The organism is Streptomyces sp. NPDC029122 (genome assembly GCF_055569445.1).
On sequence record NZ_JBVHWK010000013.1, the window covers coordinates 128,157 to 151,163 of the forward strand.

At 72.5% G+C, this 23,007-nt stretch carries 22 protein-coding genes; 6 read left to right on the forward strand and 16 right to left on the reverse strand.

Going from position 1 to position 23,007, the window contains the following annotated elements:
• Positions 1-16 precede the first annotated feature (16 nt).
• Positions 17-1,003 (forward strand): LLM class flavin-dependent oxidoreductase, encoded by a 987-nt coding sequence (locus tag ACZ4WZ_RS17585; RefSeq protein ID WP_467891133.1) that lies wholly within the window; start codon positions 17-19, stop codon positions 1,001-1,003.
• Between the two features lie 43 nt (positions 1,004-1,046).
• On the opposite strand, the gene ACZ4WZ_RS17590 is transcribed toward ACZ4WZ_RS17585, so the two are convergent.
• The 4 genes from ACZ4WZ_RS17590 to ACZ4WZ_RS17605 all read right to left on the reverse strand — a co-directional run bounded on the left by ACZ4WZ_RS17590 (position 1,047) and on the right by ACZ4WZ_RS17605 (position 7,487).
• Positions 1,047-2,480, reverse strand: a complete 1,434-nt coding sequence (locus ACZ4WZ_RS17590) for a sugar porter family MFS transporter (protein WP_467891136.1) — start codon at positions 2,478-2,480, stop codon at positions 1,047-1,049.
• Positions 2,481-2,666: 186 nt separating this feature from the next.
• Positions 2,667-6,431 (reverse strand): AAA family ATPase, encoded by a 3,765-nt coding sequence (locus tag ACZ4WZ_RS17595; protein ID WP_467891138.1) that lies wholly within the window; start codon positions 6,429-6,431, stop codon positions 2,667-2,669.
• A gap of 209 nt (positions 6,432-6,640) precedes the next feature.
• Positions 6,641-6,856: a hypothetical protein gene (locus tag ACZ4WZ_RS17600; protein ID WP_467891140.1), complete on the reverse strand. Its 216-nt coding sequence runs from the start codon at positions 6,854-6,856 to the stop codon at positions 6,641-6,643.
• 349 nt (positions 6,857-7,205) lie between these two features.
• On the reverse strand, positions 7,206-7,487 hold the full coding sequence (locus tag ACZ4WZ_RS17605; protein WP_388942075.1) for an acylphosphatase: 282 nt from the start codon (positions 7,485-7,487) through the stop codon (positions 7,206-7,208).
• Between the two features lie 132 nt (positions 7,488-7,619).
• Between ACZ4WZ_RS17605 and ACZ4WZ_RS17610 the strand changes: the two genes are divergently transcribed.
• Entirely contained in the window at positions 7,620-8,507 is an 888-nt protein-coding gene (locus ACZ4WZ_RS17610) for a CAP domain-containing protein (RefSeq protein WP_467891143.1), read from the forward strand.
• A gap of 57 nt (positions 8,508-8,564) precedes the next feature.
• Here ACZ4WZ_RS17610 and ACZ4WZ_RS17615 read toward each other — a convergent pair whose 3' ends face one another.
• Positions 8,565-9,176: a flavodoxin family protein gene (locus ACZ4WZ_RS17615; protein ID WP_467891145.1), complete on the reverse strand. Its 612-nt coding sequence runs from the start codon at positions 9,174-9,176 to the stop codon at positions 8,565-8,567.
• Positions 9,177-9,311: 135 nt separating this feature from the next.
• Between ACZ4WZ_RS17615 and ACZ4WZ_RS17620 the strand changes: the two genes are divergently transcribed.
• Positions 9,312-9,716 carry a winged helix-turn-helix transcriptional regulator gene (locus ACZ4WZ_RS17620; protein WP_467891148.1) on the forward strand — a complete coding sequence of 135 codons (405 nt, stop codon included), beginning with the start codon at positions 9,312-9,314 and terminating at the stop codon, positions 9,714-9,716.
• Here the strand turns inward: ACZ4WZ_RS17620 and mutM are convergent.
• The 9 genes from mutM to ACZ4WZ_RS17665 form a co-directional block, all read right to left on the reverse strand.
• Positions 9,689-10,558, reverse strand: a complete 870-nt coding sequence (gene mutM / locus ACZ4WZ_RS17625; protein ID WP_467891151.1) for a bifunctional DNA-formamidopyrimidine glycosylase/DNA-(apurinic or apyrimidinic site) lyase — start codon at positions 10,556-10,558, stop codon at positions 9,689-9,691. The two genes, ACZ4WZ_RS17620 and mutM, sit on opposite strands and share 28 nt — an antisense overlap.
• An 80-nt stretch (positions 10,559-10,638) precedes the next feature.
• Complete coding sequence (gene rnc, locus ACZ4WZ_RS17630) at positions 10,639-11,460, reverse strand: ribonuclease III (RefSeq protein WP_467891154.1); 822 nt, start codon at positions 11,458-11,460, stop codon at positions 10,639-10,641.
• 19 nt (positions 11,461-11,479) lie between these two features.
• Complete coding sequence (gene rpmF / locus ACZ4WZ_RS17635; RefSeq protein ID WP_003965982.1) at positions 11,480-11,653, reverse strand: 50S ribosomal protein L32; 174 nt, start codon at positions 11,651-11,653, stop codon at positions 11,480-11,482.
• A 2-nt stretch (positions 11,654-11,655) separates the two neighbouring features.
• On the reverse strand, positions 11,656-12,366 hold the full coding sequence (locus ACZ4WZ_RS17640; protein ID WP_467891157.1) for a YceD family protein: 711 nt from the start codon (positions 12,364-12,366) through the stop codon (positions 11,656-11,658).
• A 70-nt stretch (positions 12,367-12,436) separates the two neighbouring features.
• Entirely contained in the window at positions 12,437-13,480 is a 1,044-nt protein-coding gene (locus tag ACZ4WZ_RS17645) for a DivIVA domain-containing protein (protein ID WP_467891160.1), read from the reverse strand.
• Positions 13,481-13,583: 103 nt separating this feature from the next.
• Positions 13,584-14,063 (reverse strand): pantetheine-phosphate adenylyltransferase, encoded by a 480-nt coding sequence (coaD, locus tag ACZ4WZ_RS17650; RefSeq protein ID WP_388942099.1) that lies wholly within the window; start codon positions 14,061-14,063, stop codon positions 13,584-13,586.
• A gap of 29 nt (positions 14,064-14,092) precedes the next feature.
• Entirely contained in the window at positions 14,093-14,671 is a 579-nt protein-coding gene (gene rsmD / locus ACZ4WZ_RS17655) for a 16S rRNA (guanine(966)-N(2))-methyltransferase RsmD (RefSeq protein WP_467891164.1), read from the reverse strand.
• A 73-nt stretch (positions 14,672-14,744) separates the two neighbouring features.
• Complete coding sequence (locus ACZ4WZ_RS17660; protein ID WP_467891167.1) at positions 14,745-17,969, reverse strand: helicase-related protein; 3,225 nt, start codon at positions 17,967-17,969, stop codon at positions 14,745-14,747.
• A gap of 26 nt (positions 17,970-17,995) precedes the next feature.
• Positions 17,996-19,648 carry a DAK2 domain-containing protein gene (locus ACZ4WZ_RS17665; protein WP_467891169.1) on the reverse strand — a complete coding sequence of 551 codons (1,653 nt, stop codon included), beginning with the start codon at positions 19,646-19,648 and terminating at the stop codon, positions 17,996-17,998.
• Positions 19,649-19,889: 241 nt separating this feature from the next.
• Between ACZ4WZ_RS17665 and rpmB the strand changes: the two genes are divergently transcribed.
• Positions 19,890-20,075, forward strand: coding sequence for a 50S ribosomal protein L28 (gene rpmB / locus ACZ4WZ_RS17670; protein ID WP_007266795.1), 186 nt, complete (start codon positions 19,890-19,892; stop codon positions 20,073-20,075).
• Positions 20,076-20,204: 129 nt separating this feature from the next.
• Here the strand turns inward: rpmB and thiD are convergent, their stop codons facing one another.
• The gene (gene thiD / locus ACZ4WZ_RS17675) at positions 20,205-21,014 is read right to left on the reverse strand and encodes a bifunctional hydroxymethylpyrimidine kinase/phosphomethylpyrimidine kinase (protein WP_467891172.1); all 810 of its coding nucleotides are present in this window, start codon (positions 21,012-21,014) and stop codon (positions 20,205-20,207) included.
• The gene (locus ACZ4WZ_RS17680; RefSeq protein WP_467891175.1) at positions 21,011-21,991 is read right to left on the reverse strand and encodes a thiamine-phosphate kinase; all 981 of its coding nucleotides are present in this window, start codon (positions 21,989-21,991) and stop codon (positions 21,011-21,013) included. The genes thiD and ACZ4WZ_RS17680 overlap by 4 nt, the downstream gene beginning before the upstream one ends.
• Positions 21,992-22,236: 245 nt before the next feature.
• Between ACZ4WZ_RS17680 and ACZ4WZ_RS17685 the strand changes: the two genes are divergently transcribed.
• Both ACZ4WZ_RS17685 and ACZ4WZ_RS17690 read left to right on the forward strand, forming a co-directional pair.
• Complete coding sequence (locus ACZ4WZ_RS17685) at positions 22,237-22,470, forward strand: Lrp/AsnC ligand binding domain-containing protein (RefSeq protein WP_007266792.1); 234 nt, start codon at positions 22,237-22,239, stop codon at positions 22,468-22,470.
• 23 nt (positions 22,471-22,493) lie between these two features.
• Positions 22,494-22,988: a DUF3515 family protein gene (locus tag ACZ4WZ_RS17690; RefSeq protein ID WP_467891178.1), complete on the forward strand. Its 495-nt coding sequence runs from the start codon at positions 22,494-22,496 to the stop codon at positions 22,986-22,988.
• Positions 22,989-23,007: the final 19 nt, after the last annotated feature.

Genomic DNA, 23,007 nt, shown 5'->3' on the forward strand with positions numbered 1-23,007 from the left:
GAAGGGGGACCCTTCCATGCCCGTCACCGTGGTCCGGTTCAACCTCGTCGACCCGGACGGCACCCCCGAGAGCCTCAGCGCCCGCTACCAGGCGGCGCTGGAGATGGCGAAGTACGCGGACGGCCACGGGATCGACACCGTCCAGACGGAGGAGCACCACGGCGTCCCCGACAACTGGCTGCCCTCCCCCTTCGCCTTCGCCGGCGCGGTCTTCGGCGCCACCCGCCGGATCGCGGTCACCGTCTCGGCGATCATCGGGCCGCTCTACGACCCGCTGCGGGCCGCCGAGGAGATCGCGGTGCTCGACCTGCTGAGCGGGGGCCGGCTGGTCACCGTGGCGGGGATCGGCTACCGGCCGGAGGAGTACGCGCGGCAGGGCGTGGAGTGGGGCCGGCGCGGCCGGCTCCAGGACGAGCTGCTGGAGACCCTGCTGAAGGCGTGGACCGGCGAGCCGTTCGCCTTCCGCGGCAGGACGGTGCGGGTCACCCCGCGCCCCTTCACCCGGCCGCACCCGCTGCTGCTGGTCGGCGGCAGCTCCAGGGCGGCGGCCCGCCGGGCGGCGCGGCTGGGCCTGCCCTTCTTCCCCAGCGCCCACCTGCCGGAGCTGGAGGCGTACTACCGGGAGCAGCTCGCGGAGCACGGCACGGAGGGCTTCTGCATGATGCCCGCGGCCGAGACCCCGCTGCTGCACGTCGCGGAGGACCCTGACCGGGTGTGGGCGGAGCACGGGGAGCGCTTCCTGCACGAGGCGGCCACGTACGCCTCGTGGCAGTCCCGGGAGATCCGCAGCGCCGTACGGTCGGCCGCGCGCTCGGTGGAGGGGCTGCGCGCGGAGGGTGTCTACCGGGTCCTGACCCCGGAGCAGGCGGTGGCGTACGCCCGAGCCGCGGGCGAGGCGGGGAACCTGGTGCTGCACCCGCTGTGCGGGGGCATGCCGGTGGACGAGGGCTGGCGCGGTCTCCGGCTGCTGTGCGAAAAGGTGCTGCCCCGGCTCAAGGACTGAGCCGGGGCAGCACCGCGGAGGGAGGGGTGGTGGCGGGGAGTTGTTACCCCATCTCCTCCAACGCCTTGCCCTTGGTCTCCGGCACCCACTTGAGGATGAACGGGATCGAGAGCACGGCGAAGACCGTGTAGATGACGTACGCCCCGGACAGGTTCCAGTCCGACAGGTTCGGGAAGGTGACGGTGATGATCCAGTTGGCGACCCACTGGGCCGCGGCTGCGACACCGAGGGCGGCGGCCCGGATCCGGTTCGGGAACATCTCGCCGAGCAGCACCCAGACCACCACGCCCCAGGACAGGGCGAAGAAGAGCACGAAGGCGTGCGCGGCGATCAGGGCGACCGTGCCCTGGGTGTCGGGCATGGAGATGCTGTCGCCGGTGCCGGTCTTGTACGAGAAGGCCCAAGCGCAGAGGCCGAGGGAGACGGCCATGCCCGCCGAGCCGATCAGCGCGAGCGGCTTGCGGCCGATCCGGTCGACGAAGATCATCGCGATCACCGTGCCGATGATGTTGATGATCGACGTGGTGAAGGAGTAGAGGAACGAGCTGGTCGGGTCGATGCCGACGGACTGCCACAGCGAGGAGCTGTAGTAGAAGATCACGTTGATGCCGACGAGCTGCTGGAAGACCGAGAGGCCGATGCCGATCCAGACGATGGGCATCAGGCCGAAGCGGCCGCCGAGCAGGTCCTTGAAGGTGGACTTGTGCTCGGAGCGCATGGCCGCCTCGATCTCGGCGACGCGCCCGTCCAGGTCGACGTGCACGCCCTCGACCTCGGCCAGCACCTTCCGGGCCTCGGCGGTGCGGCCCGCGGAGATCAGGAAGCGGGGGGACTCGGGGATGACGAAGGACATCAGCCCGTAGAGCACGGCCGGGACCACCATCACGCCGAGCATCCACTGCCAGGCTTCCAGCCCGCCGACCTTCCCGCGCTGGTCACCGTCGGCGAGGTTGAGGATGCCCCAGTTGACCAGCTGCGAGATGGCGATGCCGATGACGATGGCGGCCTGCTGGAAGGAGGCCAGCCGGCCCCGGTAGGCGGGCGGGGACACCTCGGCGATGTAGGCGGGGCCGATGACGGACGCCATGCCGATGCCGAAGCCGCCGATGACGCGCCACATGGCGAGGTCCCAGAGCGCGAACGGGAGGGCCGAGCCGATGGCGCTCGCCGTGAAGAGGACGGCGGCGATCTGCATGCAGCGGATGCGGCCGATCCGGTCGGCGATGCGGCCCGCGGTGGCGGCGCCGAGCGCGCAGCCGATCAGCGCGGCGGCGATCACCTGGGCCAGCGCGGCCGATCCGATGTCGAAGCGGTCGCGGATGGCGACGACGGCCCCGTTGATGACGGAGCTGTCGTATCCGAAGAGGAAACCGCCCATCGCGGCGGCCGCGGTGATGAAGATGACGTGCCCGAGGTGGTCGGGCTGGGACGCGCGTCCGCCGCCGGGTGCCGGTGCCTGCGCTGTGCTGCTGCTCAAGGTGTGCTCCGTGGGGGGTTTGTGTCCGTTCTCCTCAGTGGCGCACAGGTCAAGATCGGGCACCACCGGAAGGCGGGAGGCAGCACAGAGCCTATGTGTTCATTTCCTGAAGTCAATAGGTGATGTGAAGGTCTCATTAAGGTCGCGTACGGGGTCTTGATTTCACTTCCTGAAGGAGTGTGAGGCTCAGCGGAGCCGCTGGCTGATCACCTTCGAGACTCCGTCGCCCTGCATCGAGACGCCGTAGAGCGCGTCGGCCACCTCCATCGTCCGCTTCTGGTGCGTGATGACGATCAGCTGCGAACTCTCCTGGAGCTCCTCCATGATGCGGATCAGCCGCTGGAGGTTGGTGTCGTCCAGGGCCGCCTCGACCTCGTCCATCACATAGAACGGGCTGGGCCGCGCCTTGAAGATGGAGACCAGCAGCGCCACGGCCGTCAGCGACCGCTCGCCGCCCGACAGCAGAGACAGCCGCTTGACCTTCTTGCCGGGCGGCCGGGCCTCGACGTCCACGCCGGTGGCCAGCATGTCGTCCGGGTCGGTGAGCACCAGACGTCCCTCGCCGCCGGGGAACAGCCGCGAGAAAACCCCCTCGAACTCCCGGGCGGTATCGCGGTACGCCTCGGTGAAGACCTGCTCGACCCGCTGGTCGACCTCCTTCACCACTTGAAGGAGATCGGCCCGGGTCTTCCTCAGGTCCGCCAGCTGCTCGCTCAGGAACTGGTGGCGCTCCTCCAGCGCCGCGAACTCCTCCAGCGCCAACGGGTTCACCTTGCCCAGCTGCTGGTAGGCCCGTTCGGCCGCCTTCAGCCGCTTCTCCTGCCGGGCGCGGTCGAAGGGACCGGGCCGGTTGCGGGGGTGCTCCGGATCCTCCGGCAGCACCTCGCCCTCGGCGGGCGGGGACGGCGGAACCGGCTGGTCGGGCCCGTACTCCGCCACCAGAGCGGCCGGATCCACACCCAGCTCCTCCAGCGCCCGCGCCTCCAGCTGCTCGATCCGCAGCCGCTTCTCCGCGCCGAGCACCTCGCCCCGGTGCACGGAGTCCGTGAGCTTGTCGAGCTCGCCCTTGAGGTCACGGCCCCGGCCGCGGGCCTCGCCGAGCTCCTGCTCGCGCAGCCCCTTGGCCTGCTCGGCGGCCGTCCGCTCCAGCTCCGCCCGGCCGATGGACACCTCCAGGTGCGCCAGCAGCTGCCGCGCCCCTTCGGCGACGGCCCGGCCCACCTCGGCCTCGTACCGCCGGCGCTCCCGGCGCCGTTCCGCCCGCGCCCGGGCCTCGCGTTCGGCGCGGGCGCCCCGGTCCAGCGCGTCCGCCCGGCCGGCCAGGCCCTTCACCCGCTCCTCGTGGGTACGCAGCTGCAGGCGGGCCTCCATCTCGGTCTGCCGCGCGTTCGCTCCGTCGGCGGAGAGCCGGTCCCGGGCCGAGGTGTCGGGCTCCTCCGCCAGCGGCAGCTCCTCCGCCACCGCGAGCCGCTCCGCGCACTCCTCCACGTCGGCCCGCGCCCGCTCCAGCGCCTCCTGGGCGGTGGCCGCCGCCCGGGCGCTGCGCTCGGCTTCGCCCAGAGCCCCCTTCGCCTGCCCGGCGAGCCGGCCGAGCTGCTGGGCGACCCCGGCCCGGGCCCGCTCCCCGGCCCGGCGCCGCTCCGCCAGCTCCTCGGCGTGGGCGGCCGCCTCGGCGCGCCGCCGCCGGGCGACCTCCTCGGCCGCGGCCAGCTCCCGGCACTCGGCGTCCAGCCGCTCCAGTTCCGCCGCCGCCTCGTCGACGGCGGCCCGCACCTCGATCAGGCTGGGCGCGCCCGCCGAGCCGCCGTGCGCGAGGTGGGCGCCGAGCACGTCCCCGTCGGCGGTCACCGCGACCAGGTCCGGCCGCGCGGCGACGACGGCCTCGGCCTCCTCCAGGCTCCCGACCACGACGTGCTCCCGCAGCACCCACGCCACGGCCCGCCGCACCTCCTCGTCCCCGTGCACGAGCGAAGCGGCCTCCAGGTACGCGGGCGTCCCCGCCGCCACCGCCGACGCAGCCGCCGTCCGGGGCTCGGGGCCCGGCCCGCACGGGAGCGGCTGACCCGCACGGTGGCCGGGGGCCGGGGCGGCCCCGGCGGCGGGCTGGGGGCATCCCTCGACGGCGGGCCCGGCGCCGGCCCCGGCACCGGCCTCGGGGCCGCGCGCCTGCCCGGGCAGGCCTGCACCGCCCGGGGCGGCGGGGCCCACCGGGGTCTGCCCGGGGATCACGGCGGCGGCGGGCGGGGCGATCAGGAACGTCGCCCGCCCCGCGTCGGCCTCCCGCAGGTGCCGGATCGCGCCGGCCGCCGCCCCCGCCGAGGCCACGGCCACCGCGTCGGCGGCGGAGCCCAGCGCGGCGGCCACCGCGGCCTCGTACCCCGGCGCCACCGTCACCCGCTCCGCCGCCGGTCCCAGCAGCCCCGCCAGCCGCTCGCGCGCGGCCAGCAGCGCCCCCGTCCCGTCCTTGCGCCGCAGCCCCAGCGCGAGCGCGTCCCGCCGCGCCGACACGGCCGCACGGGACCGCTCCGCCGAGGCCAGCGCCCGCCCGGCCGCCGCGAGCGCGGCCTCCGCCCCGGTCAGCCCGGCCTTCGCCGCCTCGTACTCCTCCTCCACCGAAGGGTCCTCGAGCCCGCCGACCTCAGCGGCCAGTGCCTCGTACTCCTCCCGCGCGGCCACCGCCCGGGCCTCCGCCTCGTCCCGGGCCGCCACCAGCCGCTCGATCTCCGCCTGCGCGGCGCCCGCCCGCGACCGGGCCGCCCCCAGCCGCCCGGTGAGCCGGGCCAGTTCCTCGCGCCGGTCGGCGATGGCCCGTGCGGCGTCCCGCAGCCGCCTCTCCTCCTCGGCGAGGGCGCGCTCCAGCCCGGCCCGGTGCGCGGCGGTGTCCTCCAGCGCCCGTTCGGCCGCCTCCAGCGCGGCGGTCAGCTCCGCCTCCTGCTCCCGGATCCGCGCGGCCTCCCGCTCCAGCTCCTCGGGGGCCCGGCCGCGCCGCTCCTCCTCCACCGGCGCGGAGGCGCTCCTGACCCGGGCCTCGGCCAGGGAGGCCGTCCCGCGCACCCGCTCGGCCAGCTGCGACAGCTCGTACCAGGTCTGCTGGGCCCGCTGGAGCCGGGGCGCGAGGCGGCGTACCGCTTCCTCCAGCTCGGCCTCCCGGCGCAGCGCGTCCGCGAGGTCCCGCTCGGCGGACTCCTTGCGCTCCTTCAGGGCGGCCTCGTCGGCGATCTCCGCGTCCAGCGCGCTCCGCAGCGCCACCAGGTCGTCGGCGAGCAGCCGCAGCTTCGCGTCACGCAGGTCGGCCTGGATCACGGCGGCCCGGCGGGCCACCGCCGCCTGCCGGCCCAGGGGCTTGAGCTGACGGCGCAGTTCGTCGCTCAGGTCCTGCACCCGCGCGAGGTTGGCCCGCATCGCGTCGAGCTTCCGCAGCGCCTTCTCCTTGCGCTTGCGGTGCTTCAGTACGCCCGCGGCCTCCTCGATGAAGGCGCGCCGGCCCGTCGGGTCGGCGTGCAGGACGGAGTCGAGCTGTCCCTGTCCGACGATGACGTGCATCTCGCGGCCGATGCCGGAGTCGGAGAGCAGCTCCTGGATGTCGAGGAGCCGGCAGGTGTCGCCGTTGATCTGGTATTCGCTGCTGCCGCCGCGGAACATGATCCGCGTGATGGTGACCTCGGCGTAGTCGATGGGGAGCGCGCCGTCGGAATTGTCGATGGTGAGGGAGACCTCGGCCCGTCCGAGCGGCGGGCGTCCCGTGGTGCCCGCGAAGATGACGTCTTCCATCTTTCCGCCGCGCAGGGATTTGGCTCCCTGCTCCCCCATGACCCAGGAGAGCGCGTCCACCACGTTGGACTTGCCGGATCCGTTCGGGCCGACGACGCAGGTGATCCCGGGTTCGAAGCGCAGGGTGGTGGCGGAGGCGAAGGATTTGAAGCCACGCAGGGTCAGGGACTTGAGGTGCACGCCGCCGGACTCTACCTTTCACGTCCGGTTTCACCCATGAAGGTGCAGGGCACATCAGACGTTGGAGGGATCACTCCCCCACCTGGCCCAATGGCCCCGGAAGACGCGGCGCGGCAGCCCGGTGGACAGCCGGTGGAAAGAAAGAAGGGACGCCGAGGCGTCCCTTGCAGATCATTCGGGGCTGGAATCGAGTGACGAGTGAGCGCGGATCAGGTGAGCGCAGGCTCCGCCTTGGGTACGTCGATCTCGATGCCGTCGAGCAGCGAGTCTCCGTGCTGTGCGGCGGCCGCCGTCAGAGCGTCGTTCTCGGACTGGATCCGTCCGAGTTCGGACTCGAGGTCCTGGACGCGCTGCTGGAGCCGTCGCATCTCGGCGAGGAGTCGCGGGTCGGAACCGCCGACGTAACCGAGAAGCGCCTTTGCCATGATGGATGGTCCTCCACACTGAGTGACCGACCGAAGCGGTGTGGGTCGTGAGGGAATCGCACCCGCGGATGTCCGGCAGCGACGGTCAGTCACTGCACTAGCCAGTGCCACCACTGCCAAACAGCTCAGGTGCGCGGGGCTTCCAGCGTCTCACCAAAAAGTTTGACGGTCAACACGATCACGCCCCGTATCGGCGGGCGGCCCGGTCCGCGCGAGGGGCGGAGAGATCAACCTCGTGACCGAGCCTTCCACGGATCGACCGCCGCGGCAACGTGTCGGCGGCGAATGCGCAGATCCGACCGGGTGCCGGTGTTCCGGACCTCGAATCGGTCCGTGACGGGCCGCCCGGTCACCGGATCTCGAAGCCGTCGTAGCCTCCGCGCGGTGTGCCCCAGATCTCCGTCACCCCGTCCACCCGCCCGGGCGTGTCGCCGGAGCGGAGCCACTCCAGGAGCCGGTGGCAATTCTCACGTTGACCTTCCGCCACGACCTGCACTCGGCCGTCGTCGAGGTTCAGCGCGAAGCCGGTCATCCCGCCGATCTCCAATGCATTGGCCCTGGTGAACCAGCGGAAGCCCACTCCCTGTACACGGCCGCGCACCCAGGCGGTCATACGGACGTCTTCATTCATGCATGAACGCTAACCGGGCAAAGCGTTTGGAGGCTCATCGCCCCCCTGGGCCCATCGGCTACAGTCCCCCACCAATGAGTCACTCGTTCGGGTGAGCAAAGTTTGATCTTGCAAAGGGAAGGCACGGCACCCATGGGACGCCACCGACTCCACGCCGCACCTCGGCGCGGCGCCAAGCGCACCGCCGTGCGCACCGGGCTGCTCGGCGCGTCCGTGGCGGTGGCCCTCGGTACGGCGGCCGTGACGACCGGGTTCGTCCCGGTCGGGGGCTCCTTCCCGTACGTCGGCACGGGCGCCGGGGAGAAGACGGAGGCCCGCGCCGAGCCGTCGCCCGCAGCCTCCGGCAAGCGGGCGGAGCAGCCGAACGGCCTGGCGAACCTCTCGGGGCGGGCCTCCTCGGCCCCGGCGAGCGCGGCCCCGGGGACCCCCTCGGCCTCCCCCACCCCCTCGGCCTCCCCTTCCCCGCCCCCTTCCCCGTCGGCTTCGCCCACGGCCTCCGCCTCCCCGTCCCCCTTGGCCTCCACGAAGGCGCCGGAGAAGAGCACCCCGAAGCCGGCGGCCCCCAAGCCGGCGGCCCCGAAGCCCGCCGCGCCCAAGCCCCCCGCCGCGCCCAAGCCGGTGGCACCGACGGCCGCCGACGGACACTCCGCCGAGGAGGCCGAGGTGCTCGCCCTGGTGAACCAGGAGCGCGCCCAGGCCGGGTGCGTACCGGTCCGGGCGAACCCGCCGCTCGCGGCGCTGGCGGGCGCCTTCAGCAAGGACATGGCCGTACGGGGCTTCTTCGACCACACCGACCCGGACGGGAACTCCCCCTGGCAGCGGGCCCAGAACGCGGGGATCTCCGGCATGGGCGGCGAGAACATCGCACGCGGCCAGGGGGACGCGAGGTCCGTGATGCAGGCCTGGATGAACAGCCCGGGCCACAAGGCGAACATCCTCAACTGCGAATTCCGCACCCTGGGCGTCGGTGTCCACTTCGGCTCCGGCGGCCCCTGGTGGACCCAGGAATTCGGCTTCTGACCGGCCCCCCGAGGGCCATGTCGTAGCCCCGCCGGGCCCCGGTCGGGCGCGCGGCCGTCAGACCGCGGCCGCCGCCAGGGCCGCCCGGCCCGCCACGACCACGCGGGCGTGCTCGGCGACGCGCCGGCCCAGGTGCTCGGCGGTGGCGAGGTCGGCCTTGTGGACGCCCTCGGGCCCCTCGTCCGAGTTGGTCTGGGCCGCCGCGCCGGAGGAGAAGCCGAGGCGGTTGAGGTCGTACTCGCTGCCGGTGGTGGAGTTCCAGCCCGGCTTCAGGCCCAGGCTGACCCAGCTCATGCCGTGCTGGGAGGCCAGCATCTGGAAGAACTGCAGCGTGTTCAGCTTGTCTCCGGCCTTGGAGGCGGAGTTGGTGAAACCCGCGGCGACCTTGTCCTGCCACACGTCACCGAACCAGCGCTTCGAGGTGGCCTCGGCGAAGACGTGGAAGGCGCCGGAAGCGGTGCCCATGTAGGTGGGCGAGCCGAAGATGATCGCGTCCGAGCCGTCCAGCAGCGCCCATTCGGTCTCGGTGATCTCGTCGACCTTGATCAGGTGGACCGTGGCGCCGGTGGCGGCTGCTCCCGCCCTCACGGCTTCGGCGACGACGGCCGTGTGCCCGTAGCCGGAGTGGTAGGCGATGGAGACGACGGGGGCGGGGGCGTTCGCGGACATGGCTGTTCTCCTGGAGAGCGTGGGGCGCCGCAGTGCGACCGGGGCGCGGCGCATGACCGCGCCGAAGAAAGAGAAGCACTAACTTTTAGAAAGCGCAAGCAGACAGTTAGCGCTACCCGGGGGTACGCTTGCGGTATGGAGAACCCAGCCTGTACCGAAGCCGGCCCGGCCGACCTGCCGTTCGACGTCTTCGCGCGCGCCTGCCCCTCGCGGGAAACCCTGGAGCACGTCACCGGGCGCTGGGGCAGCCTCACCGTGGGCGCGCTGCGCGAGGGCCCCTGCCGCTTCAACGAGCTGCGCCGCCGTGTCGACGGCGTGAGCGAGAAGATGCTCTCCCAGACCCTGCACGCCCTGGAGCGCGACGGCATCGTCCTGCGCGAGGCGCAGCCGACCAACCCGCCCCGCGTCGACTACGAGCTGACCCCCCTGGGCCGCGAGGTCGCGGACCGCCTGCTCGCCCTGATCCACTTCCTGGAGGGCAGCATGGACGAGGTGCTCGTCTCGCGGGGGGCCTACGACACGGCGCGCGGCGGCCGCTGACAGCGCGGGCAGAAGTAGCTGGACCGGTTCATCCACGCCCTCCGCCGCATCGGTGTGCCGCAGCGGCGGCAGGGCTCGCCCTCGCGCCCGTACGCGTCGAGGGAGCGGTCGAAGTAGCCGGACTCGCCGTTCACGTTGACGTACAGGCTGTCGAAGCTGGTCCCGCCGACGGCGAGCGCGGCGTTCATGACCTCGCGCACATGGCCGAGGAGTTCCGCGCTCCGGGGGCGGGTGAGGGTGGCGGTGGGGCGCTCGTAGTGCAGCCTCGCCCGCCACAGGGCCTCGTCGGCGTAGATGTTGCCGACCCCGCTGATCAGCGACTGGTCCAGCAGCGCCCGTTTGACGGTGGTGCGCTTCGCGCGCAGCGCCAGGTGGTAGGCCACCTCGTCGAAGAGCGGGTCCAGCGGGTCGCGGGCGATGTGGGCGATCACGTCCGGCAGGCCCTCGTCGCTGCCGGGGACGGTCTCGTGCAGCGAGAGCCCGCCGAAGGTGCGCTGGTCGACGAAGCGCAGCTCGGTGTCCACGTCGTCGGCGAAGCGCAGCCGGATGCGCAGGTGCTTCTCGTCGGGGGCGCCGGCCGGCTGCACCAGCAGCTGCCCGCTCATCCCGAGGTGGCCGAGGACGGACAGCTCGCACCCCTCCAGGGGCAGCCACAGGTACTTGCCCCGGCGCCGCGGCGTCCCGATGGTCCGGCCGGCCAGGCGCGCCGCGAAGTCGGGGCCGCCCGCGAGGTGCCTGCGGACGGCCCGGGGGTGGAGCACCTCCACCGCCTCGACGGTCCGCCCGGCCACCCAGCGCTCCAGCCCGCGCCGCACCACTTCGACTTCGGGGAGCTCGGGCATGGTGTTCCTCCTGGAAGGGGCGTCGAACAGGAAACCCCGCCGCACCGGGGTGCGACGGGGTCACTGCGGAAGGGAAGCGGTCAGGCGTCCGGCACCGGATCGGCGGGCGTCGGCGCCCCGTCGTCCTGTGCCGGCGCGGCGGCGGCTGCGGCTTCCGCCGCCTTCCGTTCGTCCGCGGCGGCGCGGATGCCGCGCCAGGCGGACTCCGCGGCCTGCTGCTCCGCTTCCTTCTTGCTGCGGCCGGTACCGGTGCCGTACGAGACACCACCGACGCGGGCGGCAGCTGTGAAGGTCTTCTCGTGGTCCGGTCCCGTCTCGGTGACCAGGTATTCCGGTACGCCGAGGCCCTCGGCCGCCGTGAGCTCCTGGAGACTGGTCTTCCAGTCCAGGCCGGCACCGAGGTTGGAGGACTTCTCGATGAGCGGGTCGAAGAGCCGGTGGACCAGCTCCGAGGCCGCGTCGAGGCCCTTGTCGAGGTAGACCGCGCCGATCACCGCTTCGAGGGTGTCGGCGAGGATGGAAGCCTTGTCCCGGCCACCCGTGCCCTCTTCGCCCCGGCCGAGCCGGATGAAGGAGCCGAGTTCGAGGCCGCGCCCGACCTCCGCCAGCGCACGAGAATTGACCACCGCGGCCCGCAGTTTGGCCAGCTGGCCTTCCGGCAGATCGGGGTGGGTGGTGTACAGCGTGTCCGTGACCACCAGGCCGAGCACGGAGTCCCCGAGGAACTCCAGCCGCTCGTTGGTGGGCAGACCGCCGTTCTCGTACGCGTACGAACGGTGGGTCAGCGCACGCACCAGAAGGGCGGACTCGAGTTGGTACCCGAGCCGCCCTTCCAGAAGCGTGTGGGACGAGGCCGCGTTGTTACTGTCTGCCTGCTTCTCAGCGTTGGACAGCTCAGACATTGCGCCTCTCACCAGCCGCTCAGACCTCGAGGACCTGGCGCTTGTTGTAGGTGCCGCAGCTCGGGCACGCGATGTGCTGGAGCTTCGGCTCCTGGCAACGCTCACACGAAACCAGGGTGGGGACCGCAGCCTTCCACTGCGACCGGCGGTGGCGCGTGTTGCTGCGCGACATCTTCCGCTTCGGAACAGCCACGGCTACTTCTCCTGCTTCTCGGCGGCGCTCTGAACGTCGTCAGATGCAGTGCCGCTCATGTTGTCCTTCTCGTCGTCCTGATCGGTCACGACGAGTTCCTGCAAAGCCGCCCAACGGATGTCGACGGCGTCGTGGTGGTGCTCCGGGTCGTCGTTCAGGCTGAGCCCGCAATCGGGGCACAGTCCGAGACAGTCCTCCCGGCACACCGGCTGCATCGGCAGTGCGAGCACCACCGCGTCACGCAGCACGGGTTCGAGGTCGAACAAGCCGTCCTCGAGGAAGAGCATGTCCTCGTCGTCCTCGGCGTCGTCGGCCGGCTCCGCCTTGGCGCGGCCCCGGTCGTCGGCGTCAGGGTACGAGAACATCTCCTGGAAGTCCGTCTTGAGCTCGCGCTCGACGGTCTCCAGACACCTTACGCACTCCCCCACCGCCGATGCACGGACGGTGCCTGTGACAAGCACCCCTTCCATGACCGACTCGAGACGGAGGTTGAGCTTCATCGGGGCGCCTTCCGGCACTCCGATGACGTCGACGAGACCGAAGTCCGCCGGCGCCGCGATCTCGCGGGACAGCCGCTGCATGGCGCCAGGACGCCGCCCCAGCTCGTGCGTGTCGAACACGAGGGGGTTGCGGTGGTCGAGGCGGGTGTTCAGGGCCGTTCCTGCTTTCACAGATCGCTGAAGATCAAAGATTCCGCCGCTCACGGGCAGCATGGATCGCGACGCATAGGCGCGACCGAACAGCCAGGATACCCGGCGCTTCGCCCTGAGCCCAATCCGCCCCCTAACGCCCCTGCTCGTACTGGCGCAGCTGGTCCACGTTGATCATGCTCGTGTCGAAGAAGCTGGTCTCGTCGAGGGCGGGCCGCGGAGGGTGCTGCGGCTGCTGGTACGCGGCGTAGGGGTCGGGTTGCTGCTGGTAGCCCCCGTACGGGTCCGGCTGCTGCTGGTAGCCGGCGTACGGGTCCTGGTAGGCGTAGCCGTCCTGCTGGGGGTGGACCGGCTGGCCGGGGTACGGGGCCGCGTAGGCCGCCGCGTAGGTGTCGTACACGGGCTCCGGCCGGTCCGGGAGCGGCAGCGGTCCGGGGCCCGGCTCCGCGAGGCCGGCCAGGAACTCCGCGTCGCTGGACGGCCGGGTCCCCTGGGGCCCGGCGGCGTCCTGGGCGGCCATGTGCGCGCCCAGGTCGTCCGCGGGGGCCCGGCCCAGGAGCTTCTGCCGGCCCCGTCCGACGGCCTCCAGGGTCTTGGCCAGCACCGCCTCGAAGGTCGCCAGCTTCCGGTCCACGTACGCGTCCGCCTGCTCACGCCGGATCCGCGGGTCCGGGCTGGGCTCGGGGGCGTCCGTGTCGTCGGAGCCGGTGGGGTCCTGCCCGTCGGTTCCCGGGCCGCGGCCCAGGAGCTTCTCGCGGCCGCGGTCGACGGAGCCGATGGTCTTGCTGAGCACGACCTCGAAGTTGGCGAGCTTGCTGTCGACGTACTCGTCGGCCTCGGCCCGGATTTCGGCGGCCTCCCGGCGGGCCTCCGCCAGGATCCGGTCGGCCTCGTCCTGCGAGCGGCGGGCGATCTCGGTGTCGGAGATCAGGGAGCCGCGCTGCGCGTGCGCGGACTCGATGATGCGCTCCGCCTCCCGGCGGGCCTCCTCGACCATCTGCTCGCGCCCGCCGATGAGCTCCCGGGCCTGGGCGAGCGAGTCCGGCAGGGCCTGGCGTACCTCTTCGAGCTGCGCGAGGAGTTCCGCGCGGTTGATCACGCAGGAGGCCGACATCGGCATGGAGCGGGCGCCGCCCACGGCCGCGACGATCTCGTCCAGCTTCTTCTGTACGTCCATGGGGGGCTCGCGCTCTCTCTGCCTCGGACTGACGAGACGACTGTAGGGCCCCCCGGACGCGCGGGCGGGACGAGCCGGTGAAGTCCGGCCCGTCCGCCCCGGGTCACTTCGCGCGCAGCCGTTCGACCAGTGCCGCGTGGACGTGCGCGGGCAGCAGGTGGGCGACGTCGCCGCCCCAGGCGGCGACCTCCTTGACCAGGGAGGACGACAGGAAGCTGTAGGTGGGGTTGGTCGGCACGAACAGGGTCTCGACTCCGGAGAGGCCCATGTTCATCTGGGCCATCTGGAGTTCGTAGTCGAAGTCGCTGACGGCGCGCAGGCCCTTGACGATGGCGGGGATGTCCCGCTGCTTGCAGAAGTCGACGAGCAGTCCGTGGAAGGACTCGACCTCGACGTTGCCGTAGTCGGCGGTCGCCTCGCGGATCATGTCGATCCGCTCTTCGACGGTGAACAGCCCCTTCTTGGACTGGTTGATCATCACGGCGACGTGCACGACGTCGTAGAGCCTGGAGGCCCGGCCGATGATGTCGAGGTGCCCGTTGGTGATGGGGTCGAACGACCCCGGACAGACGGCGCGGCGCAACTGAACTCCCTCGGTCTCCCGTGCGGGCATCATGAGTCTTCGCTGGTGAAGGCGGCGCGACCGTACCAAAGGGTGCCTTCGCCGTACTTGCGCGAACGCAGCGGCTCGAACCCCTCCGGCCACGGGAACGGACCGCTCCTGGTGCTGCGCTCCACGGTGACGAGCGCATCGCCGGTGAGCCAGCCATTGGCCCGGAGTGTGAGCAGGATCTCGCCAAGATCGCCGTGCTCGACGGCGTACGGCGGGTCCAGGAAGACGATGTCGTACGGGTCCCCGGGCGCGGCCGCGGCCACGATCTGCTCGGCCTTGCCCGCCCGGAATTCGGCGCCGGGCAGGCCCAGGGTCTTGATGTTGTCCCGGATGGCCTTGGAGGCCTTGGCGTCGGCCTCGACCAGCAGGGTGTGGGCGGCGCCCCGGGAGAGGGCCTCCAGCCCGACGGCGCCGGAGCCTCCGTAGAGGTCGAGCACCCGGGAGCCTTCGACTCCGTGCAGGGACTCCCAGGTGGAGAAGAGCCCTTCGCGCATCCGGTCGGAGGTCGGGCGGGTGCCGGTGCCGGGCGGCACGGCCAGCCGCCGGCCGCCGGCGGTGCCGGCGATCACGCGGGTCATCTGGGGTCCTTCGCTGGGCGGTCGGGGGAGGTTCTGGGACCTCCGTCTGGCCTCCAACGATAGGTCGTGCGCCTCAGCCCTTCTCCAGGTACTGCTCGCGCTCGGTGTCCAGCAGGGCGTCGAGCGCGGTGCGCAGCCCCGGCAGGTGTTCCAGCCCGGGGTCGGCGGCGACCACGCGGGCGGCCTCCTCCCGGGCCTGGGCGATGACTTCCTCGTCCTCGATGACGGCGAGCATGCGCAGCGAGGAGCGCACGCCGGACTGGGCCTGCCCGAGGACGTCGCCCTCGCGGCGCTGTTCCAGGTCGATCCGGGAGAGTTCGAAGCCGTCGAGGGTGGCGGCGACGGCGGCGAGCCGGGCGCGGGCGGGGCTGGCCTCGTGCATCTCGCTGACCAGCAGGCACAGGCCCGGGGCGGATCCCCGGCCGACGCGGCCGCGCAGCTGGTGGAGCTGGGAGACGCCGAAGCGGTCCGCGTCCATGATCACCATGACGGTGGAGTTGGGGACGTTCACCCCGACCTCGATGACGGTGGTGGCGACCAGCACCTTGACCTCGCCGGCGGCGAAGCGGCGCATGACGTCGTCCTTGTCCGCGGGGTCCATGCGCCCGTGCAGGACCTCGACGGACAGTCCGGCGAGGGGGCCGCGCGTGAGCTGTTCGGCGATCTCCAGCACGGCCAGCGGCGGGCGCTTCTCGGCCTCGTCCTCGGCGGAGGCCTTCTTCTTGCCCTTGGGGTCGTCCTCGCCGTCGCCGATGCGCGGGCAGACCACGTAGGCCTGGTGGCCGTTCTCCACTTCCTCGCGGACCCGTTCCCAGGCGCGGGTGAGGAAGTGCGGCTTGTCCTTGGCGGGCACCACGTGGGTGGCGATCGGGGAGCGGCCGGCGGGCAGCTGGTCGAGGACGGAGGTCTCCAGGTCGCCGAAGACGGTCATCGCGACGGTGCGCGGGATCGGGGTGGCGGTCATGACCAGCAGGTGCGGGGGCTGCTTCCCCTTGGAGCGGAGCGCGTCGCGCTGCTCGACGCCGAAGCGGTGCTGCTCGTCCACGACGACCAGGCCGAGGTCGTGGAACTGCACCTTGTCCTCGATGAGGGCGTGCGTGCCGATGACGATGCCCGCCTCTCCGGTGACCAGGTCGAGCAGGGCCTGGCGGCGGGCGGCCGTGCCCATGGAGCCGGTGAGCAGCACCACCTTGGTGCCCCGGTCGGAGCCGCCCAGCATGCCGCCCTCGGCGAGTTCGCCCATCATCTCGGTGATCGAGCGGTGGTGCTGCTGGGCGAGCACCTCGGTGGGCGCGAGCATCGCGGCCTGTCCGCCGGAGTCGACGACGGCGAGCATGGCCCGCAGGGCCACCATGGTGTTGTGCGTCACGGTGAAGTTGTCCGTCACGTAGGCGTGGCTCGGGTGCTCGACGCTGATGCACTGCACCGGCTTGCTCCCCACGTACTCCACAGCCCTGATGCCGCGGCGGAAAGTGTTGTACTTCGGCCGCGGCCGCAGGCGTGCCGCCTTGCGTGACAGTCTGAACGGCGCGAACTCCTCGGGCATGGCGACCGAGACGTCGAAGGCGTCCCTCTTCCGCAGCACGCGCGCTCGGCCTCCGAGGGACCTCACGAGCCAGGCCACGTCCTCCGCCAGCCGCTGGGACGCCGAGGGGAACGACACGCTCAAACCGTCCGCGTGCAGCGTTCCGTCGGCGTCCATGAGCCCCTGGAGGACAGCCAGGCGGTCCTTGAGCGGCGCGTTCTTGTAAACGTCTGGGACGAACTTTGCATGTGGGGTCGCACCCCACAGACCGAGGTCACGCATCGCTTGGATGACGGGGTTGCGCCGGGTGCCGTCCCCCGGGCCGACCATCCGGATCGTGTAGTCGTACCGGGATCCCGGTACGGGGGCCATCTCGCACTCCGGGGCCACAGCGGCCTCGACGGCGGCGAAGATCTCGGCGTCCGCGGTGGACAGTCTCAGGTTGTGCCGGAACGAGCCGGCACCGATCAGAACGCCCGCCAGGTAGGGATCCAGCGGCTGGTCGGCACCGCTCGCGAGGTCCACCGGTACGGCCACCGGCAGGTACCACTTGGATGATCCGTTGGCTTTGTGCAGGTCCGCTCGGATCTCCCTCGTGGTCATCACCTTCGGCTCCTGGCCCCGGTGCCATCCACAGCTCGTGCCCACGATCCACAGGTGTTCGTCATCGCATTCGACGGCGCTCCCGTCCGAGAGGACGATTCGCCACACCTCACGTTCCCCCTGCGGGAAGACGCCCCCAACGACGGCGATCTCCCCCGTCGGCACCACCACTTCGTCACCGACCGCGATATCGCCCATGGAGCGGTAACCCATCGGCGTCAAGACCAGGGCGTCGAGCGGCTGCGCCTTCCCGGAACCGACCTCGCCCTGGAGGAGGCGGTGCATGGGGTGGCTGGTGGCGAGGTCGTCGAAGATCTCCCTGGAGACGGTCTGCTGGCCTTCGGTGAGGGTGAAGGGCAGTTTGGCGTCGAAGGAGTCGAGGAGGCCGCCGGGGGCGGCGCGGCGGGCGACCGCCGGAAGCTGGGAGTCTGCGTGCCGGCGGCGGGCCAGCGCGACCTGGAGGACGAAGGCCTCGTCCCACTTCAGGCGCTGGCGGGCGTCCTCGATGTCGGCCTTGGTGGCGGGCCGGTGGATCTTGAGGAGGGCCTCGGGGAGCGGGACCAGTCCGCGCCCCTCACGCAGGGCCGGCGGCAGCGGGTCGACGGCCTCCTGGGCGCGGGGCAGTACGGCGTCCACGCATTTGGCGATCTTCCAGGACTCCAGCTTGGCGCAGGCCGGGTAGATCGGGATCAGCTGGCCGGCGAAGGCGGTGGCCGCGTCCCGGTCGGAGGCGTCGGCGCCGAGGGGCTCGTACGCCGGGTGCGCGAGCTGGAGCTTGTGGTTGAAGCGGGAGACCTTCCCGGCGAACATGGCGCGGCTGCCGGGCAGCAGCTCCTTGTGCGGCTTGTGGACGCCCGCGCCGAAGAAGACCAGCTGGAGGCGGCCGCTGCCGTCGGTGATGGTGACTTCGAGGCGCTTGCCCCCGCCGCGGCTGCCCTGGTAGGTCAGCAGGCGGGCGTCGGCGACCTGGGCGACGACGGTGACGTGCTCGTCGAGCTGGTCGGCGAGGTCCGCCAGCGAGGTCAGCTCGCCGCGCTCGGCGTACCGCCGGGGGTAGTGGTGGAGCAGGTCCAGGGCCGTGTGCAGGCCGAGCTGCTCGGCCAGCACCTTGGCGGTGGCGGGGCCGAGGGTCTTCTTGAGGTCTTCGTCGAGCGCGGGCACGTGTTCCATTGCACACCATCGCGCTGACAAGCCGGCTATTCGACTCCGATGAGCAGGGGTGCCGACCAGCGGCCGCCGCGGTAGGTGACGGTGTCGACGGCCAGGTGCGCGTGCTGGACGTACGCCTCCAGGCGCGCGGCGAGGGTGTCCGGTACGTCGGGTCCCAGGACGAGGGTGACCAGTTCGCCGCCGGAGCCGAGCATCCGCTCCAGGACGGCCTCGGCGGTCTCGGGCAGGCCGGCGCCGATGACGGCGACGTCGCCGTCGATGAGCCCGAGGACGTCCCCGGCCTGGCAGATGCCGGCGGAGGTGAAGGACTGCCGTTCGGCGACGGCGAGTTCCCCGTAGCGGGTGGCGCCGGCGGCCGCGGTCATGGCGACGACGTCCTCGTCGAAGCTGGCGTCCGGGTCGTGCACGGCGAGGGCGGCCAGGCCCTGGACCGCCGAGCGGGTGGGGATCACGGCCACCCGTACCCCCTCGGCGCGGGCCCGCTCGGCGGCGGCCGCCGCGGCGGCGCGCGGCTCGGGGCCGCCGGGCAGCAGGACCACCTCGCGGGCGTGGGCCCGGCGGACGGCGTCGAGCAGTTCGGAGACGGCGGGCGGTTCCCCGGGGCGGGCCGGCACGGCGGTGGCGCCGGCCTCGTCGCACAGGGCGGCCAGGCCCTCCCCCTGGACGACGGCGACCACGGCGCGCTGGGCGCGGGGGGCGGTGGCGCGGCGTCGCTGGTCGCCGAAGTGGGTGATGCGGATGCGGTAGGGCCGGCCGGCTACCACCCCGGCCTCGACGGCCGCGCCGGGGTCGTCGACGTGCACGTGGACGTTCCACAGCCCGTCGCCGCCGACCACCACGAGGGAGTCGCCGAGCCGGTCGAGGCCGGCGCGGAGTCCGGCGACGGCTTCTTCGGAGGCCTCCAGCAGGTAGATCACCTCGTACGCGGGACCGCCCTGGTCCAGGTCGCAGGGCTCCGGGTCCAGCGGTACGGGTACGGGTACGGCGGGGCCGCGTACCGGTTCGGCGGCGGGTTCCCGGCCGGACAGGGCCTGCCACAGGGCCCCGAGTACGGCGACCAGTCCGCAGCCGCCGGCGTCGACCACTCCGGCCTTGCGCAGCGCGGGCAGCTGCCCGGGGGTCTCGGCGAGGGCGGCGCGGGCCCCCTCGTAGGCGGCCCGGGCGACGTCGGCGGCGGGGGCGGCCTCGGTCCCGGCGGCGGCCGCCGCCCGCGCGGCGGCGCCGGCGACGGTGAGCATGGTGCCCTCGACGGGGTGCGCGACGGCCCGGTACGCCTCCTCGGCGGCGCGGCCGAGGGCCCGGGCGAGCAGCGGACCCGGGCCGTGGCCGCCGGGGTCGGCGCCGAGGACGTCGGCGACTCCGCGCAGCAGCTGGGCGAGGATGGTCCCGGAGTTGCCCCGGGCGCCTATGAGGGCGCCGTGCGCGTAGGCCCGTACGGCCTCGGCGAGGGAGGCGGGTCCGGCTGTGCGGTCCGTCACTCCGGCGAGGGACTCGTCCAGGGCGCGGTCGGCGGCCTCTGCGGTGAGGTAGAGGTTGGTTCCGGTGTCGGCGTCGGCGACGGGGTAGACGTTGATCGCGTCGATGTCCTCGCGGGCCCGGCCCAGTGCGGCCAGGGCCAGTGAGCTCCAGGTGCGCACCGCTTCGGCGTCGAGGGTGTGCGGGCCAGGCTCGTGCGCCACCGGGCGTTCCTCCTTGTGCGGGCCAGGGTTCACCGCAGCGTAACGAAGGGGGCCCTCCGCTCGGGGGGCCCGGGGCGGAGCAGGGCCCCGTCGTGGTAGTTTTCTCGGACCCAAGCAGTCGTTGTATGCTGCTCAGGTTGCCCGTCGAGAGTCGGGTCATTCGTCCGGCAAGCCACTTCAGATCTCTGATTACGGTGTGCCGGATTCCACCGTAATTGCATCTGAAGTCTTGGAGTGACCTGTGGCTGCCAACTGCGACGTTTGCGCCAAGGGGCCGAGCTTCGGCAACAACATCTCCCACTCGCACCGCCGCACCTCGCGTCGCTGGAACCCGAACATCCAGCGCGTCCGTGCCGTGGTCAATGGGACGCCGAAGCGCCTCAACGCCTGCACCTCGTGCATCAAGGCCGGCAAGGTCTCGCGCTGACGCCTCCCGTCGTCGTAGCGCAGCCCTTTCCGGTTGCCAAGAAGGCCGGTTCACCTCTGGTGAACCGGCCTTTTGCCTTGCCCGGACCCTGAGGGGACGCCTCCCGGCACGAGGAGGCGGCCCGGGGGGTCAGCGCCACCGCCAGGCGTGGTCCACCGGTCCGATGCCCGCGCCCAGCGCGAAGCCGGCGGCGATGGCGCCGGTGACGTACTCCTTGGCCGCCGTGACGGCCTCCGGGACGGTCCGGCCCCTGGCCAGGCCCGCCGCGATCGCGCTGGCGAGCGTGCAGCCGGTGCCGTGGGTGTGCCGGTTGTCGTGCCGGGGCGCGCGCAGCCACAGCTCCCGGTAGCCGTCGCTCAGCAGGTCCACGGCCTCGTCGCCGTGCGCGGCGAGGTGGCCGCCCTTGATCAGCGCCCAGCGGGGGCCGTAGCCGAGGATCGCGTCGGCGGCCCGCCGCATGTCGTCCTCGGTCTCCACGGCCAGCCCGGTGAGCTGGGCCACCTCGTCCAGGTTGGGCGTCGCCACCGTGGCCCGGGGCAGCAGTTCCCGGCGTACGGCGTCCAGCGCCGAGGCGGCCAGCAGCGCGTCCCCGTGCTTGGAGACCCCGACGGGGTCCACCACGGCCGGCGCCGGGGTGTCCGCCAACAGCCGCGCCACCGTCTCCACCAGCACGGCGGAGGACAGCATCCCGGTCTTGACGGCCCGCACGCCGATGTCGTCCACCACGGCCCGGTACTGGGCCGTGACGGCCTCGGCGGGCAGCTCCCAGACGCCGTGCACGCCGAGGGAGTTCTGGGCGGTCACGGCGGTGACCACGCTCATGCCGTGCACGCCGAGCGCCAGCATGGTCTTGAGGTCGGCCTGGACGCCCGCGCCGCCGCCGGAGTCGGATCCGGCGACGGTCAGGCACGCCGGCGGGACCGCACCGGAGGGGCTCACGGGGTTTCCCCGTCGGCCGGGTCGGCGCCGAAGTGGTCCCAGCCGCCGGTGCTGGTCCAGGGGGCGCCGTCCACGGTCACCTGGGGCAGCGCGGAGCGGTGCTGGACCGACCCGATGACCTTCCAGCGGGCCGGGAGCTTCACGTCCGGCGGGAAGGTGGCCACGATGGCGTGGTCCTCTCCGCCCGTGAGCACCCACTGGAGCGGGTCGACGCCGACGGCCTGGCCGATGTCGTGCATCTGGGTCGGGATGTCCACGGCCCCCGAGCGCACGTCGATGCGGACCTTGCTGGCCTCGGCGATGTGCCCGAGGTCGGCGATCAGGCCGTCGCTGACGTCGGTCATGGCGGTGGCGCCGAGCCCGGCGGCCGCGGGGCCGGCGTGGTAGGGCGGTTCGGGGCGCCGGTGCGCCTCGACGAAGGCCCGGGGGGAGCGGAAGCCCCGCGAGAGCACCGCGAAGCCGGCCGCGGACCAGCCGAGCCAGCCGGTGACGGCCACGACGTCCCCGGGCTGGGCGCCGGAGCGCAGGACGGGCTCGTGGTTGCGCAGGTCCCCGAGGGCGGTGATGGAGACGGTGATGGTGTCGCCCCGTACGACGTCGCCGCCGACCACGGCGGCGCCCGCGACCTGGCACTCGTCGCGGATGCCGTCCATCAGCTCGGTGGGCCAGGTGACCGGCAGCTCGGCCGGGACGACGAGGCCGAGCAGCAGCGCGGTGGGCACGGCGCCCATGGCGGCGATGTCGGCCAGGTTCTGCGCGGCGGCCTTGCGGCCGACGTCGTACGCGGTGGACCAGTCGCGGCGGAAGTGCCTGCCCTCGAGCAGGATGTCCGTGCTGGCCACGACCCGCCGGTCGGGGGCCGACACCACCGCGGCGTCGTCGCCGGGTCCGAGCCGGACCGCCGGGGTGGTGGTGAGCCGTGAGGTGAGCTCCCGAATGAGCCCGAACTCCCCCAGCTCGCCCACAGTGCCCTTCATCGCTGTGCCCCTTCTTGGCAAGTCCGCTTGCGGTCGCGAGCCGTCACAGCTCTGGGTACCGTCAACAGATACGTCAACTTCTGCTCTGCGTACGCCCCGCTGTGCGTGGCGCCGGGCCCCCGGGTCTCCCCGTGGCACGCGGCGACGCGGTACCGTGGCGTCCCTTCTTCCCCGGGCCCGCCCGATGTCCCCGGGCCCATCCGAAGGTTAGGGGAAATGATCCTCGTGGCCGCCCTGGAGGTTCCGTGGTACAGGCGTACATCCTCATCCAGACCGAGGTGGGCAAGGCGTCGGTCGTCGCCGAGTCCATCTCCAAGATCGCGGGGGTGATCCAGGCCGAGGACGTGACGGGGCCGTACGACGTGATCGTGCGCGCCCAGGCCGACACCGTCGACGATCTCGGCCGCATGGTGGTCGCCAAGGTCCAGCAGGTGGAGGGGATCACCCGCACCCTGACCTGCCCGGTGGTCCATCTGTAGCCCCCGTCTAGTCTTGGCCGGTGATGTCATTGCTGCACCGCCGGCCCCTCCGTGTACTGGCCCTGCCCGCCGTGCCGGCCTTGCTGGCCCTCGCGGGCTGTGCCCCGGCGGATTCCGGAGGCCGGGTGGATCCGCCGCCCGCTCCGCCCGCCGCGGTCGCGGAGCTCTGTGCCGCTCTGCACAAGGAGCTCCCGGAAACGGTGGACGGACTGGCGCGGACCCCCACCTCACCGGAGTCGGATCTGACCGCCGCGTGGGGCGGCTCGGCGATCGTACTGCGGTGCGGTATCCCCAAACCCCCCAAGATGGCGGATCCCCAGCAGGACGGCGTCGAGGTCAATGGCGTCGCCTGGCTGGTGGAGAAGCCCGAGGAGGGCGGTCTGCGGTTCACCACCGGGGCGAGGCTGGCGTACACGGAGATCCGGGTCGCCAAGGAGCATGCCACGGATGCGAGCATGCTGGTCGGTCTGTCCACGGCCGTGGCGAGGACCGTCCCCGTGGGGATCTCCTCGTACTGACCGCGGGGGCCGCCCGGTC

Excerpts from the sequence above, each read along its gene's own strand:
- ACZ4WZ_RS17585 (WP_467891133.1), top strand. The coding sequence starts at position 17 with ATGCCCGTCACCGTGGTCCGGTTCAACCTCGTCGACCCGGACGGCACC.
- ACZ4WZ_RS17600 (WP_467891140.1), bottom strand. The coding sequence starts at position 6,856 with ATGGCAAAGGCGCTTCTCGGTTACGTCGGCGGTTCCGACCCGCGACTC.
- ACZ4WZ_RS17605 (WP_388942075.1), bottom strand. The coding sequence starts at position 7,487 with ATGAATGAAGACGTCCGTATGACCGCCTGGGTGCGCGGCCGTGTACAG.
- ACZ4WZ_RS17610 (WP_467891143.1), top strand. The coding sequence starts at position 7,620 with ATGGGACGCCACCGACTCCACGCCGCACCTCGGCGCGGCGCCAAGCGC.
- ACZ4WZ_RS17615 (WP_467891145.1), bottom strand. The coding sequence starts at position 9,176 with ATGTCCGCGAACGCCCCCGCCCCCGTCGTCTCCATCGCCTACCACTCC.
- ACZ4WZ_RS17620 (WP_467891148.1), top strand. The coding sequence starts at position 9,312 with ATGGAGAACCCAGCCTGTACCGAAGCCGGCCCGGCCGACCTGCCGTTC.
- mutM (WP_467891151.1), bottom strand. The coding sequence starts at position 10,558 with ATGCCCGAGCTCCCCGAAGTCGAAGTGGTGCGGCGCGGGCTGGAGCGC.
- rnc (WP_467891154.1), bottom strand. The coding sequence starts at position 11,460 with ATGTCTGAGCTGTCCAACGCTGAGAAGCAGGCAGACAGTAACAACGCG.
- ACZ4WZ_RS17640 (WP_467891157.1), bottom strand. The coding sequence starts at position 12,366 with ATGCTGCCCGTGAGCGGCGGAATCTTTGATCTTCAGCGATCTGTGAAA.
- ACZ4WZ_RS17645 (WP_467891160.1), bottom strand. The coding sequence starts at position 13,480 with ATGGACGTACAGAAGAAGCTGGACGAGATCGTCGCGGCCGTGGGCGGC.
- rsmD (WP_467891164.1), bottom strand. The coding sequence starts at position 14,671 with ATGACCCGCGTGATCGCCGGCACCGCCGGCGGCCGGCGGCTGGCCGTG.
- ACZ4WZ_RS17660 (WP_467891167.1), bottom strand. The coding sequence starts at position 17,969 with ATGGAACACGTGCCCGCGCTCGACGAAGACCTCAAGAAGACCCTCGGC.
- ACZ4WZ_RS17680 (WP_467891175.1), bottom strand. The coding sequence starts at position 21,991 with ATGAAGGGCACTGTGGGCGAGCTGGGGGAGTTCGGGCTCATTCGGGAG.
- ACZ4WZ_RS17690 (WP_467891178.1), top strand. The coding sequence starts at position 22,494 with ATGTCATTGCTGCACCGCCGGCCCCTCCGTGTACTGGCCCTGCCCGCC.